Annotated in this window: 14 protein-coding genes; all 14 read right to left on the bottom strand. The window is 48.7% G+C overall.

Going from position 1 to position 14468, the window contains the following annotated elements:
* Positions 1-3: 3 nt before the first annotated feature.
* Complete coding sequence (locus tag AC0LWN_RS10430; RefSeq protein WP_474664931.1) at positions 4-1425, bottom strand: UbiD family decarboxylase; 1422 nt, start codon at positions 1423-1425, stop codon at positions 4-6.
* Positions 1422-1727, bottom strand: coding sequence for a chorismate mutase (locus tag AC0LWN_RS10425; RefSeq protein ID WP_474664929.1), 306 nt, complete (start codon positions 1725-1727; stop codon positions 1422-1424). Before AC0LWN_RS10425 ends, AC0LWN_RS10430 begins: the two co-directional genes overlap by 4 nt.
* A gap of 12 nt (positions 1728-1739) precedes the next feature.
* Positions 1740-2339, bottom strand: a complete 600-nt coding sequence (locus AC0LWN_RS10420; protein WP_474664927.1) for an anthranilate synthase component II — start codon at positions 2337-2339, stop codon at positions 1740-1742.
* On the bottom strand, positions 2320-3819 hold the full coding sequence (locus AC0LWN_RS10415) for an anthranilate synthase component I family protein (protein ID WP_474664925.1): 1500 nt from the start codon (positions 3817-3819) through the stop codon (positions 2320-2322). The genes AC0LWN_RS10420 and AC0LWN_RS10415 overlap by 20 nt, the downstream gene beginning before the upstream one ends.
* 25 nt (positions 3820-3844) lie before the next feature.
* The gene (locus AC0LWN_RS10410; RefSeq protein WP_474664923.1) at positions 3845-4186 is read right to left on the bottom strand and encodes a cupin domain-containing protein; all 342 of its coding nucleotides are present in this window, start codon (positions 4184-4186) and stop codon (positions 3845-3847) included.
* Positions 4187-4238: 52 nt separating this feature from the next.
* Complete coding sequence (locus AC0LWN_RS10405; protein ID WP_474664921.1) at positions 4239-4922, bottom strand: flavodoxin family protein; 684 nt, start codon at positions 4920-4922, stop codon at positions 4239-4241.
* A gap of 29 nt (positions 4923-4951) precedes the next feature.
* A complete protein-coding gene (locus AC0LWN_RS10400) occupies positions 4952-5251 on the bottom strand; it encodes an AzlD domain-containing protein (RefSeq protein ID WP_474664919.1) in 300 nt (99 codons plus the stop codon).
* Positions 5248-5970, bottom strand: a complete 723-nt coding sequence (locus AC0LWN_RS10395) for an AzlC family ABC transporter permease (protein WP_474664917.1) — start codon at positions 5968-5970, stop codon at positions 5248-5250. The genes AC0LWN_RS10400 and AC0LWN_RS10395 overlap by 4 nt, the downstream gene beginning before the upstream one ends.
* Positions 5930-6751, bottom strand: coding sequence for a B3/B4 domain-containing protein (locus tag AC0LWN_RS10390; RefSeq protein WP_474664915.1), 822 nt, complete (start codon positions 6749-6751; stop codon positions 5930-5932). The genes AC0LWN_RS10395 and AC0LWN_RS10390 overlap by 41 nt, the downstream gene beginning before the upstream one ends.
* A 274-nt stretch (positions 6752-7025) precedes the next feature.
* Positions 7026-8669 carry a glycoside hydrolase family 43 protein gene (locus AC0LWN_RS10385; RefSeq protein ID WP_474664913.1) on the bottom strand — a complete coding sequence of 548 codons (1644 nt, stop codon included), beginning with the start codon at positions 8667-8669 and terminating at the stop codon, positions 7026-7028.
* 27 nt (positions 8670-8696) lie between these two features.
* A complete protein-coding gene (locus AC0LWN_RS10380) occupies positions 8697-10277 on the bottom strand; it encodes a response regulator transcription factor (protein ID WP_474664911.1) in 1581 nt (526 codons plus the stop codon).
* Entirely contained in the window at positions 10265-12022 is a 1758-nt protein-coding gene (locus AC0LWN_RS10375) for a sensor histidine kinase (protein ID WP_474664909.1), read from the bottom strand. Before AC0LWN_RS10375 ends, AC0LWN_RS10380 begins: the two co-directional genes overlap by 13 nt.
* A 102-nt stretch (positions 12023-12124) precedes the next feature.
* On the bottom strand, positions 12125-13495 hold the full coding sequence (locus tag AC0LWN_RS10370; RefSeq protein WP_474664907.1) for an ABC transporter substrate-binding protein: 1371 nt from the start codon (positions 13493-13495) through the stop codon (positions 12125-12127).
* 119 nt (positions 13496-13614) lie between these two features.
* Positions 13615-14451, bottom strand: a complete 837-nt coding sequence (locus tag AC0LWN_RS10365; protein ID WP_474664905.1) for a carbohydrate ABC transporter permease — start codon at positions 14449-14451, stop codon at positions 13615-13617.
* Positions 14452-14468 lie beyond the last annotated feature (17 nt).

The following is a 14468-nucleotide window of genomic DNA, read 5'->3' as shown; positions in this document are numbered from 1 at the left end:
CCCCTACATATTTTTAGGTGTGCCAAAAGAAGTTCTTATAAACGAGTCCCGCATTCTATAGGGTACTGTGCAATCAAACACGACCTTTGTGGTCATGCCAGGCTTTGTAATCTGCGGGGACATTCCCGGCATTTGCGACGGGTCCAGATGGAAGCCTTCAAGCCCCGGCAAGGCAATAATGTCCACATCCGCCTGAAAACGGGTCGTCATCGCCCACCACACTTCCTCTTCACTGAACAGGTTAACATCCTCATCGACCAGAACTACCTGTTTGATCATTCGAAAAGACCGAAGAATCATCGTTCCGGCGCGCCTGACAGCGAGATCGTCCTCGTCATCTATTTTATGAAATTGGACAAATAACAGCAGTTGGCCTCCCCCGGCAGAGCTGCAATAGGCATTGGTAATCCGGGAGGTCACTTGATTGCGTACATACTGGAGCACTCCGGCTTCCATCCCTACCGCTAAAAGATTGGATTGTTCATACCCTGGACCAATCACGGTTTGAAATATGGGATGAGCTGAGGAGGTGATTCCCGTAATCTTAACGACTGGCAAATGGGGGTGAGCCTTGCCGTCATATCCCAGAAACTCCGGCATGGAATGGCCTCCAGGCTCTCCTTCAGCAGCATACTCATGGGTGATCTCGCCTTCCAGTACATACTCCGCTTCGGACAAGCAGTCTGCAGCAACAGATATGCAGGAGGAGACCTTGACTGGCTGTCCCCGTAATCCGCCTGCAATAGCCAGCTCATTGAACCCCTCGGGCGCTACAGCACCCGTGCAGCAGGAGGCAATATATATGGCAGGGTCGAGCCCGATGTTAATGGAGATCGGAAGCGGCACGCCCATTTCTTGTGCCGCCAGGTAAAAGCCCTCCAAATGGCGGCCCGGGACCATCCAGATCGTCAGCTCGTTGCTGCTCTTCACCCATAGCCGGTGAATGGAAATATTGCTGTCACCAGTGACAGGATGCTTAGCAACTACTAAGCCAAGTGTAATATAGGGTCCCGCATCCTTCACACTCATTGTAGGGATCGGCAGCCGGGCCAGGTCAACGTCCTGATGGATCACCTCCTGACAGGGCGGCTTCTCGCATTTTACGGGCTCAATAGGGTGCTGGGCGGCATCCAGCAGGAAATCAGCCATATATTGTTCATTCGCCCCGAGAAGCATTGCACACCGTTTCCGGGTTCCAAAGATCCCCGCCAGCGCCGTCTTGTTCACAGGCAGCACTTGTTCGAATAACATCGGCACTCCGGGGCCGGTTGGTGAAGCGACAGGAACCCCGCCTCCCTGCGCTGCGTACAGAGCGGCTAACTCATATTTAGCGTCCACAGGCACCGTATACCGCCGGGGTCCTTCACCATGTTCCTCCAGGTAAATAAGCGCCGACTTCAGATCATGAATCGCGGCTGCGCTCACACCGCCGGCTCGTCTGACTGCTGACGGCTGCGCAGATATTCAAGCTGCATATCCGTCAAAACCGTAATTAAAGTCTTATAAGTAGCCACTGCTATCTGTGGTTCAAGACCTGCATCCTCTGCAAGCTTGGCTACCTTGTCTAGTACCTGCTGGACCCGGTCACAGGAACGGACGGACTCTTCATCCGTTTTCAAGACCATAATTTTCTTAACGACCGAGGTTCTTTCCGCGAGCAAAGCCACAATCTGCCGGTCAATGATATCAATCTCTTGACGGTGAAACGCAAGGTTCTCCTTCAGCATTACAAATCCCCCCTAGATAATTTGAGATTCATATGAGTATGGTACATAGGTCGAAATGAAATTCTGAAATATTTGAAATCCGCTTTCAGTGCATACACTTTCAGGATGAAATTGAATAGATTCGATTGGAAATTCCCTATGCCGTACTCCCATAATATATCCATCATCCGCTGATTCTGCAGTGACTTCCAGACAATCCGGCAGCCCTTCCCGGCTCACAATCAAGGAATGATACCGTGTAGCCCGAAATGGATTATGGAGGCCTGCAAAACAGCCTTTGCCGTCGTGGATAATCTCGCTGGTTTTGCCATGCATCAGATGTTTCGCCCCTATAACCTTGCCGCCAAAAGCAAGTCCAATCGCCTGATGACCCAGACATACGCCAAGGATCGGAAGATAAACGCCATATTGCCGGATCAGCTCGATATACCGCGCATCAGCCGGATGGCCCGGGCCTGGACCCAGCACTACAAAATTTGGAGCCACCTGCTCCACAAGACCGGGGCTTAACTGATCATTACGCACCACTTCCAGCTCTACTCCGGCTTTCATCAGATATTGGCAAATAATATATACAAAGCTATCATATGCGTCAACGACTAATGCTCTCATGCAGCACCTCCCTGCCTGTGACCGCCCAGAATAATGCACCCATTTTATGAAAAGTTTCACTCCACTCCTTCTCCGGTACGGAATCAGCCACCACTCCCGCAGAGGCGCGGATGGAATACGAACCGGGCTTCCGGTGAACCGCTGTCCGAATGCACAGCGCCATATTTACATACCCGTTGAAATCAATAAATCCCATAGCCCCCGCATAAGCCCCGCGGCGCGTGGTTTCAAGCTCTTCAATAATTTCCATAGCCCGAATCTTGGGCGCTCCAGTCATTGTGCCTGCCGGAAAAGTAGCCGCAATAATGTCATACATGTCCTTCGTGACCTTCTGCGTCCCTCCTACACTTGACACCAGATGGTTCAAATGCGAGTACTTCTCGATCACCATCAGTTCCTCTACCTCCAGAGTCCCTGTCTGACAGACCCGGCCAATATCATTACGGCATAAATCTACCAGCATAATGTGCTCCGCTACTTCCTTTTCATCCCGCTTCAGAGCTTCTATGAGTCTCTCATTTTCCTCTGGAGTGGAACCCTTAGGGCAAGTACCCGCAATAGGCCTCATCGTGATGTACCCGCCCTGGATTTTAATATACAGCTCTGGACTGGCGCCAATCAGCGTCATCCCTCCAAAAGTGGCCAAATACATATATGGCGATGGATTACGCACCCTTAGTCTCCGATACACGTCAACTGGAGTCATAGGGCTGTCAATATTGATTTGATTGCCTAGCTGGACTTGATAGATATCTCCGGCGGAAATATATGAGAGAGCTTTCTTCACATTATTCTGATACATCTGACGATCTATCGTATATTCCACAGATAAAGGCTCTATAGCCTCTGCTAACGTCCGGTTTACCTGCAAATCACCCTTGTGAAGCATACTGCAAATCTCCGCCTTGGACAGGTCATCCCATCCCTCAGCAGATTGGTTGAGAATCAGCCGGACGGTCTTGTCGATCAAATTATATTCAATTAACCCTTGATAAAGGGACAAGGCAAGATCCGGGACCGTTCCATCATTCGGAATATGACTCGGCAGACTTTCAACAGACCACGCCGTATCATAACCCAAGTATCCAAAAAATCCGAAATAGAAGGCTTCGCCCCGATCCGGAACGGAAACGGTGAACTGGGACTGAACGAATCGCAGGAAATCCCACAAGCCCTTGCGGTCCCGCAAATGCAAAGCCCCATCCCGGGAGACAAGCAGCCCTGCCTTCAGCCCTCCCTGACTTACCCGCTCTACAATGGACTCTATTCCCGTCAGTTGTATTACTGTTGCGAATGCTGTAATCGTAAATAGTGGTTTGAACCCTATAAAAGTACTCTGCGCACTCTTTGAAGGCCCGGATAGTGTTTCCAGCAGGTAGGCATTCTGCTCCCCCAGATGTTCCCGCAAGGATAAATAGGTCTCAAAGGAATCGTGAAACGGAATATCATGCACTTCAGTATCTACTTGAATAGGATGCAAGATTCTTCACACTCCCGGGTCTGATTTAGTCCACTTCATCAATAACAAACACTAGAGTCGGGCTGCCTTCCATCCCCTGTGACCGATGCGGGTCCCCATCAGGAATAACAAAACCCATTCCGGGTCTGCAGGATACCTTTCTGTCCTCGTAATGTATCGTGAATTCCCCCTGCAGCACATAACCCACATGCCCTTTCAGGCACCAATGCTCTTCATTGAATCCCGGAGGAAGCTCCAGCAAACGAAGCCGCTTATTGCCGATATAACTGATTTTCACGCGCCCGTTAGCACCGGGCTTTTCCCAGCTTGTCCATTCCATGTTAGGAAAATCAATTCCTCCGAGAGCTTCCAGTTCCTTATTCGTCACAGCTATCAACCTCCACTTTCTATTGTATGAAAACCAATTATGGGTGAATCTCTTACACTAGCGGTGCTTGCAGACGCCGAAGCTCGTTCTCACATATTCTCCGCTCATTCTCTTCCTCGCACTGCAAAAAGGAATGATTCGTAATCTGCGAATAATGCTTCATGGCAGAAATCATATCAATCATTCGGTTGATCATTCTCCGGACAGAGTCCAGCCCTTCCAAATCACTGAATGCCTCGCTTGCTTGTCCAGCGTGCAGAAGAGCGGGGAAACCGCTCCCTACCAGGATCATGCGATTCAGCAGAATATTGTTCACAATCTGCGAATGAACGTGCTGGTGATTGTAGCGCCGGCCTGTAATGATTGCTCCTCCGACCTTGTTCGTAAGAGGCCGCTCAAACCGGAGATAACATACCCCTGATCGTTCTATGAATATTTGCATCAGGTGCCCCATCCCAAAACCATGAACAGGAACTGCATAAATAATCCCTTCAGCCTTCTGCATCATTTGCACAATATACGGCATATCATCCGTCAGCTCGCAAGCCTTCTCCCGGTAGTTGCAATCCCCGCAGGTCCCGGAAGATGAGATGTTAAAATCTCTTAAATTAAGTACTGAAAGATTTGCTCCTCTGCGGATGGCTATTTCCTTGCTATACTGCAGGATCTGGTCTGTATTCCCACCAATGCGGGTTGATCCGCATATCGCTAGCAGTTCTACCGGCTTTATATCCATAGGCGCATAATCCTCCCACTTTTAATGGATTATAGAATTTTAACAAGAACAGCAACAGCGACAGAAGCAATAATGACACCAAACAAAGGAACTTTTTTGACCAGCACGAGAACAATAGCAACCACACCCGCTGCAATCCCGACCATCGGCGCTTCTTGATCCACCTGAAATATGCCGGGAATAATTAGAGCGCTGAGTACAGCCAGAGGAAGATTCTCCAGGAACCAGTTCTTTCGCTCCTCCAGCTCTGCCTTCCGCACAAGCAGCAGCGGTGCAAAACGGAATAAGAAGGTAAGCATGCCCATTCCCAGGATCAAAATTATTGTCACATGACTTCACTCCTGATCTTTTCTTCTTTAGAAGGGAATATTCCGCCGACACATGCTCCTATGATCATGGCAGCCACTACAGTAGCTGTTCCTAACAATGGCTGCAGCAACCAGGAGGAAGCAGCGGCTGAAATGCAGATCGCCAGATTTCTTTTGCTGATCCGGATCTGGGGGATTACCAGTGCAATAAGCAAAGCGTACAGGGAAGTATTTAGCGCCGGCAAAATATTAGCGGGAATATAGTCTGCGAGCATAATCCCTGCATACGTTGAGATTAGAGTGACGGCGTAGGGCGGGACTTCCAGCCCCAGCAAATAAGGAAGGGAATGGTTCCCTGCCTCTCTGCGGTTTTTGTCAGACATCATACTGACCGCATACACCTCTTCCGTTAGCCCGAATCCGACAAGCCCTTTGTGCAGGGGGTGTGTATTCCGGTTCATTCTGGAAGAGAATGACATGCTGATAAAAAAGTACCGTAAATTGATGACGAACGTAAGCAGCAAAATAATAGGGGCGGCGGTTCCCACTGCGAGCAGCTTGGCCGCGATGAACTGGCTTGCTCCGGCGTAGACCACAGCGGATAGAAGGAAGACTTCCAGGTCGCTTAAGGAAAGGGCTTTGCCGACCAGGCCGAAGGTAATGCATGCCGGGATATATCCGATAACAATAGGAACGGCGTCAATGATACCTTTCTTCACTTGCCTCATAGGCTCTGTCACGATTCGCGAAAACCTCCCCGGTATGTAATTGAAAGGTATGCACAGGAGCATCCTTATGAATAAACGCCCATTCAGATCTCCCTGCTCCGGTGAATGGCTGAAGCAATTCATTTAAAAGAAACGTAGTGGCCTCTACAAGCACTTTAGCTTCTTTATGAACCGCTTCAATCGTAAACAGCATTTGTGAGGATTCGGCGGTTGTCTTAATATGATCGCTCTGCCTCCAGTTCCAGCGCCGGGAGTGTGCTCTCCCGGAATCATCCGCATAAATAATCTCACCGGCCGAAGGAAGCTCATACTCATCCACTTTTCCAATCGGCAAGAACTGTTCATTGCCCACAGCTCTTCTAATCACAAATTCTTGGATGTCAGAGATATCACAGGAAGCTATAGGTGTGCGGCATTTCAAGGAGATGGCATTGCATAAATTCACAAGCGTATTGATTCGGGCCAATGCCCCCTGTTCAACTACACGCCTTATGAGAGATTCTGCAGCGCAAGGATACCTTGCGGGCTTGACACCAAATTGACTATAGACCTTTCTCCAGGCTGCAATGGTCGGAATTTCACTTATCGTATCTTTCTGCAATCCTGAGTTCATGATTTCCTGTTCCATATGAGCGAGCAGCGCGTTCACTTCATGATCCTTGTCTAAGTTTGCAATATGAGAAGTCGCGATCAACCCAACATGCAAATCAGGGGCAACCTCAAAGACATCCTCCGAAAATTCCACCTTAAACGCTCTGCTGCTCTCAACTTTCCTGTTATGAATTTGCTTCATCTTGCTCCTCCTTCAGAACACTTCACTGCATTGCAGCGCTGCATGGAATATTATACCTTATATACACTTTATTTATAAATTACCAATTACCGACCAATGTACCATACCAATTTTATTTTGAAGCGAAACGGTATGTATCAAGCAGAAACGGCACCGTCCATGAATCGAACAGTGCCGTGAAATGAAATTGATCCATATTATTTAGCGCTTACTTCCAGGTGTTCAGAGCGGTGAGCTGGAGCCTGTTATATCTATGGTAGCCGCGGGCTTCATTTCAAGAGTCAGCTGGGCGACGGGACACAGGCGCAAATCCATATTCCCGGCCGCTAAGTGCAAACCAGCCAAAATCAGCCCATCCGCGTAATGCCTGTTCCATAGCGGGGGTTGTCTCCTGATCCTTGACGGCATCCGCTTTGGCATACACGCCTATTTTTGCGCCAACCCATCTGCTGACCGTTGCCTGAAATAAAGGCACGTTCAGAGCTTCGAAGTGCTCCCCGTCCATACTGTATCCAAAGGAGCAGCGGGCTTCGCGGTGAACCTCCGCCCGCAGCACAACCTGGCTTGATCCCAGGGGAGCCTCCCATACCACCGTTTCCTGCTCGTCGTTGCCATAGACCAGTTGCAGCTTCCGTATATTCATTGAATTGCTCCCGCAAACCCGGAGGGCGGCATATTGGTAGCCAAACACAATTAATCCGGCCTCAACTCCCTCCGGTGAAGCTGTAGTGTCCAGAAAAACAGAGGCGCTAAATGAAGGGGCAGGAAACTTCTGCAGCAGCAAATGAGGCGCCTGAAATAATGTATCTTCAATATTCAGGCGTGGCTGGGCAATGAGTCGCAGCCAGCCTGGCCGCTGGGTGAGAGAATACCAACTGCCGGACGGATTGGCCTGCCACTGCCACTGCAAGCCGAGAGTGGAGCCTGAAAAATCATCGGAGGCAGCCGGAGCTTCGCGCGGATACACTTTGCCTACATCAGGCTTGCGGCATACTTCAAGCGGTTCACCCAAACCGCCACCGTTCACCGCATTCCCCATGACCGGCCAGCCATCAACCCAGACAACAGGCTGCATATGCACAATTCTGCCGTAAGCGCCTTTATCCTGAAAATGCAGAAACCAGGATTCGCCGGATGCCAGTTCTACCCAGCCCCCCTGATGTGGGCCATTGACTGGCGACGCTCCCTGCACAAGCACAATCCGCTCCTCATACGGACCGTAAGGACTGGTGGCCCGGAATACAGCCTGCCACCCGTTCTCCACCCCGCCGGCAGGGGCAAACACATAATAAAACCCTTGCCGCTTATACATTTTGGGACCTTCCAGAGTGTGATGCCGATCAGCATTATGGTAGATAATCTTCCCTTCGCCCAGCAGGCTTTTTCCGTCGGGAGACATGGGGCACAGACGCAGCCGGTGCTTGAGGCCACTGCGGCTTTTGGCATATGCATGAACCAGATAGGCCTGCCCATCGTCATCCCACAAAGGACAAGTATCAATCAGGCCTTTTCCCTCCTGAACAAGATGAAGCTCGGACCATTCTCCTGCGGGGTCCTCGGCGGTCGTCATAAAAATCCCTACATCGGGGTCACCATAAAAAATCCAGTACCGGTTGTCATGATACCGGATGCTCGGTGCCCATACCCCATTCCCGTGCCGGGGAATGTCATAACCCGCAAGCGGCATCTGCTGAATGGCATGATTGATCAGCCGCCAGTTCACCAGATCCCTGGAATGCAAAATGGGCAGTCCCGGAACATGTCCAAAGCTTGAAGCGGTCATATAGAAATCTTCACCTACCCGAATGACATCGGGGTCCGAATAGTCGGCATGCAGAACCGGATTTCTGTATGTCCCGTCCCCCTGGTCAGCAATCCATGACTCCAGTCCTTTTGGGGGGTTGACTGGCTTCTCCATAGTTTTGGCTTCCTCCTTTAAGTCCTGTTATTTTTGTTTGAATTCGCTTGGACTCATGCCCGTGTATTTTTTAAATACTTTGGAGAAATACGCACGGTCTGAATATCCCAGCATGTAAGCCACATTTTCTGCCGTCTCATTTTGCCCGCCCAGCAGCCGCTTGGCTTCTTCCATTTTCAGAAGATGCACATGATCTGTAAAATTCAAGCCGGCCAGCTTTTTGAAATATCGTGAGAAATAGTTCGGGTTGAGGTGAAGATATCGCGCGATATCAATGGATGTTACATTTTTGTAGATATATTTATGGATAAAAGCGTTAATTAATTTCAGATCCGGGTTTGTATTCTGGCTGTCTGTATAAGCGGAGTGCTTCTTCTCCAAGAAATCGTCTGAAAAGACACTGACTATATGAAGCGCCTCTCCAAAGCTGAGCGCTTGCCTGATTTCTTTCTGCAGCCGCTCATCCATCGTACTCCCTAACTGATATGCAGCCTGCTGCAGCATACGGATCAGCAGGTCCTGAACCTGCCTGGCTCCAGGCTTTTTTTCACGGATAAGCTTCTCAATAGTGCTTAAATAGATTTGGACGAGCGACCTGTTAAACTCGCCTAATGCAGATGCCCATTTCTCACAATACGCTTCAATTGCCGAAATATTTAACTCGTTCCCCGTTTCAGATGGGCTGCCAGGTGCTTTCAGTGTAATCAGCCACGAAGCTCCGTAGAACGCGCTCTGCTGTCTCCTGCTAATGTCATCGACTTTGGCTTTCAGCTGACTCAGCACAACCGGCTGCGGGGAGATTATGAAGCAGCATTGAATTTTCAAGAATTGCGAAATTTTATCATGAATTTCACTTACAACCCCGCTGACAACAGAGCTTTCCGCTGCGGTTCCCGGGAGGTTGGCAATCAGCCATAACTGCGGACCTTTGGCTTGAATAGGCGTAATTCCGGTTCCTTCGGTCAGCTCTTTGGCAATGTTATAGGCTGCATATTTTACTAATTCCAGATTGTTTCGGTGATAAACGCTCAGCAGCGAGCCAATATCAAGATGGCAGAGGATCACCTTAAAATAGGGCTGCGTCCACTCAATTCCCAGCCTTTCGCCCTGCTTCAATAATAACGCGGGCTCCGGAGCTTTGAGAATATCAAGAAAGAAACGCTGGATTAACAGATCCTTGTTCCGCTCCACATCACTTTTATAGGCAAGCTTCTCGAGCTCTGTTTGTGCTGATTTTAGTTTGGATACCGCTTTGCCGACACTCTCAATAATTTTTTTAGAGCTTAGCTCAGCTTTGACGATGTAATCATCCGCTTCAATTCTCATAGCTTCTTTCAGATAATGAAAATCCTCATGGCAAGTTAAAAAAATGACCCGCAGCTCGGGATAAAGGGTGCGGAAATAACAGGCGAGCTCAATCCCGTTCCCGTCAGGCAGCCCAATATCGGTAAGCAGAATATCCGGGCGCTCTGTCTTGAAGATTTCCTTTGCTTCGTCAACGGAAAATGCCGAGGCGCAGACCGACAGGCCATGATTCTCCCAGGGAACAAGCCTCTGCAAATATTCAACAACAGGCACATCGTCATCAATCAGCATCACTTTGGCCATGTTACATTTCCTTTCCAGCTATTCATTCCTGGTATCCGTAAAATAGCTATAAAACCATTGGGGGAGTTAGGTGCAACGGTAAACGCGGTCCCTTCGCCATAGCTTAGAAATAAACGCCTTTGCACATTGTGAAGGCCCACGCCCTTCTCGTCCTTCGGCTGCATGCCTGCAAGCAGCTTGTCATTCAGCTCCTGCGCTTCCTTCTCACTAATCCCGCTGCCATTATCCTCTACCCGGATTTCGATCTCCTGATGAACGGCTTCGACAATCACACGAATACAGGGGTCTGCAATGTTCCGTTTTATTCCGTGGACAATACTGTTCTCAACCAATGGCTGAAGCAGCAGCCTTGGCACAATCAAGGTGCGGAGTGACTCCGGAAGGTCGATTTCAAGCCTGATGTTGATCCGGTTCCGCAGCCGCATGATGGACATATACTCTGTCAGCAGATTACATTCCTCATATAAAGCCAAAGGCTCGTTAACCCGCAAATGAGCACGCAATAATATCATCAGGGAATCAATATTCTCACTATTTGCTGCATCCCCCTCCAGAGCCAGATTGCATTTAATCGAATTTAAGGTATTCAGCAGAAAATGCGGTTGAATCTGCGAAAAAAGCGCATACAATTCTATCGTCCGTTTCTCCTCCTGCTCTGCTTCAATCTTCGCCATTAGAGAATGTATGTTATTCAGCATATGATTAACCGCACCGCCAAGCTGAGCGATTTCATCCTGCCCCTTGACACTGTAGCGGACTGAGGTGTTCCCTTCGCCATACTGTTTAACCACGCGCATCAGCTTGCCTATCGGGCGGTTGAGCCCCCTTGCAATTACGATAGACATGAATAGAAATAAGAACAGAACAATCAATATCCCCATGAGCAAAAAGGAAAACCGCTGGGTAATTTCACCCGTAACCTCTTTTTTATCCACCTCAAAAGTCAGCTTCCACGGTGTTCCTGACACTGGTGTCTGCTCCATCAGCCAGCCCTTGTGCGCAGCAGCCGGCAGATGGGGAGCACTCCCCTCCATCCCGGCAATCAGCAGATTATCCTCACTATACAGGGAGAATTTCCCGTTTGTTGTATTTTGGAACAGCTGGTTGAAATACGACTCAGGAATGCCAATAAATAAGGTGCCGAGAATTCTGTCCTGCACAGGATCATAGACAGACTTTTTGCAATAATAATAGTACCGCTCCGCCGTCCGGTTCTGCACTGCCTTCGGCTGCTCTGACCGGAACCATTGCACGACCCCGGAAGCGGCCTCGGATGCAGTCATATGCGCAAAATTCTTATCCGATCTCAGCCCTTTGATATCGCTGCTGGTTATTGTCCCCACAACCGGAAAGTCAGCCTCATTAATAAAAAAGGTATTGACGTGCAGCAGCGAGAGTTTCCCGACCAGAATAGTCGTGCTCTCGTTTAAAGCCGTATAATTTTGATAATCCTCAAAATGGTCAAAATGCTGCAGCTGATTCAGCTTTCTTAAATTGTGGAATATGCCGCTCGGCTGAGGCGTGGCAAATTGGTTTACCGTATACAAAATATCATTTGCAGTCTTGGATAGATCATTTGCCATGATGCCGGTGATTCCTTTCATATTTGCATGTGCGTTTTCCTCGCTGGACTGCTTGTTTGCAAGATAGGAGGCACCGGAAATGAACAGCAGCGGAATAATCAAAAACAGCAGCAGCGCGGCCTGAATCCTCCGGTAAAACGATATCCGATATAACCAACCCATGCTGTATACCCCCAAAGATTGCCTTTCTTCTGATACTACACGAGGATGATCAAAAGAAAAACAGGGAAATCGAAGCAAATCCGACTCCCCCTGCAGCGTTGGTTATGGATTGGAATCAATGATTTTTTGCCCTTCATCCATCATGTATTTCTCTGCCTGCTCGTAGGTGGATTTATCCAATAAAAATTTATTGATTCCGGCCTCAGCCACTTTCTTCAACTGCTGCTGGTAAGATACACTCACACTCGATGAGCCTGCGGTGTGCACACGTTCGTCGAACAGTACATTTGAGAGTACTTGCTTATCCACCAAGTCTGTTTTGTCGCCAATAATTTTCTCCAGCACCGCTTTGCCATCCGCCTTCTTCCAGCCCGGGATTCTTCCCGACAGCTTTGCCCCTTCCATCGTTGCGAACTTGATGAACTCAAATGCGGCTTCCTTGTGCTTGGAGTTTTTGTGCATAGTCAGAAAGCTTCCGCTTATACTTGTCAAGCCGGGTTCTGCCTTCTCAGAGGAGCGCGGCAACGGCGCAAAGGTAATCTTGAAATCCCGCGGATAGCTGGCTGTGTTTAAAAAGGCTTCGTCCAATGCATAGCCTGCAATAGGGAGCATGCTGGTAGTTCCGTTCATGAAATCAGTAGCCCAGTGCTGCTTCGCAGCGAGTACATCAGCGAGCGGTTTTACCGACTTGTCCTCCACCTCCATTGCCCGGCGCAGATTAAACCAATATTCAAAGGACGGATCGTTGAAGAGCAGGGTTCCGTCTTCTTTTAACTGGGGATTCTTGAAATCCGTATAAGCAATCAGATTGGCATACTCGCCAAAGGTATGAAAGTACGCACCGTAGCGGTTCTCACCGCTGGCTGCAAGCTTTTTGGAATATTCCCGGAAGTCATCCCATGTCCAGTCAAACCCCGGAACCTTAAGACCGGCCTCCTTCAGATGCTTCTCATTCAAAGCAACAAACCAGAAGCTGGCATCCGTCATTGCTGCATAATGCTTGCCTTCATAAACCGGGTTACGGTAATATTCGTCCTCAGGGTTGATATTGTTCGCCTGAAAGAATTCATCCAGAGGATACAACATTCCATTGCCTGCACGTTCCAGCACAAAGCCCTCATTATTAAGAAGAACCACATCCACCTCTTCTCCTGAAGCAGAGAGCACATCAAGCTTTTGAAGCATTTCTCTGGAGTCATTGTTTTGCACAAGAGCCACATGCTCTACTTGAATCTTATCATTCTGCTCATTAAAAGCCTTCACCAGCTTCATCATCGGTTCGTCCGGATCGCCCTTGGCATTGGTGTACAATTTAATCGTAACCTTGCCGCCCGCCGAATTGTCACCGGAAGCCTGATTTTCCGGCTTATTGGTAGCGTTTACGCTATTTCCGGCATTACCCGCGGAATTATTCCCGCAGCCGGCCAGAATCAGCAGAAAGCTCAGGACCAGAAGAAGAGATGCCTTTTTCATGCGCTGTATCCCCTTTATAAATAGAATGTGTTGTATCTTAATCATACTCATTTGAAAGCGTTTTACCGTGTATCCTGATGTGCTCTTTTGCGTGTGTAATTTCACCATCACCCTGATTTCTAGCCTTTCACACCACCGACGGTAATGCCGTTGATCACCTGCTTCTGCAACGCCACGAACACGATGATAAGCGGAATGATCGCTGACACTGCGGCCATCATCATAAGTGACACGTTGTTGGAATATTCCTGGCGGAAGAACTGAATACCGAGCGGAAGCGGATACAGCTCTTTGGTGAACAGAAAGATGAGCGGGTTCTGGTAATCGTTCCAGGTCCAGATGAATTTAATAATTCCGGCGGTGGCGAGAATAGGCCTGCTAAGCGGCAGCATGATTTGGGCATAGATGCGAAAATAACCCGCACCGTCGATTTTTGCCGATTCAATAAATTCATTGTGCACACCTGCCATAAACTGCCGCATTAAGAACGTAAAGTACATCGAGAACATCAGCATTAGAATAATACCTGTATGTGTATTATATAAGCCCAGCCATTTTATCATTATGAATCTGGGGACCAGCGTGGCTTGTTCTGGAATAATCATAAACGACATCATCATTCCAAACATCAGGCCTTTTCCGGGGGCTCTCAATTTGGCAAAAGAAAACGCGGCCATGGACGAAAAAATAAGGGTAGACACGGTAGCAATTACAGACAGCTTCAGAGAATTCCAATAAAATAGACTGAATGGAACATTCTCAAGCCACACCTTCTGAAAATTGTTCACCCAGTTCCAATCCGTTGGAATCCACTGAATGGGATATACCATAACATCACGTTCAAATTTTGCAGATGCAGAGAGCATCCAGATGAGCGGGGTAATAAAAAAGATCGACAATCCGCCAAGAACAACAGAATATACCGTACGGCTCCAGTTCAATTTTTGAGTTTTCATGGATACAGACCTCCTCT

This window comes from Paenibacillus sp. sgz302115, from assembly GCF_056120445.1.
The sequence above is the reverse complement of the archived record's forward strand: the minus strand, read 5'-3'. Positions and strand labels throughout refer to the sequence as shown.

Excerpts from the sequence above, each read along its gene's own strand:
- AC0LWN_RS10425 (WP_474664929.1), bottom strand. The coding sequence starts at position 1,727 with ATGCTGAAGGAGAACCTTGCGTTTCACCGTCAAGAGATTGATATCATT.
- AC0LWN_RS10420 (WP_474664927.1), bottom strand. The coding sequence starts at position 2,339 with ATGAGAGCATTAGTCGTTGACGCATATGATAGCTTTGTATATATTATT.
- AC0LWN_RS10405 (WP_474664921.1), bottom strand. The coding sequence starts at position 4,922 with ATGGATATAAAGCCGGTAGAACTGCTAGCGATATGCGGATCAACCCGC.
- AC0LWN_RS10390 (WP_474664915.1), bottom strand. The coding sequence starts at position 6,751 with ATGAAGCAAATTCATAACAGGAAAGTTGAGAGCAGCAGAGCGTTTAAG.
- AC0LWN_RS10385 (WP_474664913.1), bottom strand. The coding sequence starts at position 8,669 with ATGGAGAAGCCAGTCAACCCCCCAAAAGGACTGGAGTCATGGATTGCT.
- AC0LWN_RS10380 (WP_474664911.1), bottom strand. The coding sequence starts at position 10,277 with ATGGCCAAAGTGATGCTGATTGATGACGATGTGCCTGTTGTTGAATAT.
- AC0LWN_RS10375 (WP_474664909.1), bottom strand. The coding sequence starts at position 12,022 with ATGGGTTGGTTATATCGGATATCGTTTTACCGGAGGATTCAGGCCGCG.
- AC0LWN_RS10370 (WP_474664907.1), bottom strand. The coding sequence starts at position 13,495 with ATGAAAAAGGCATCTCTTCTTCTGGTCCTGAGCTTTCTGCTGATTCTG.
- AC0LWN_RS10365 (WP_474664905.1), bottom strand. The coding sequence starts at position 14,451 with ATGAAAACTCAAAAATTGAACTGGAGCCGTACGGTATATTCTGTTGTT.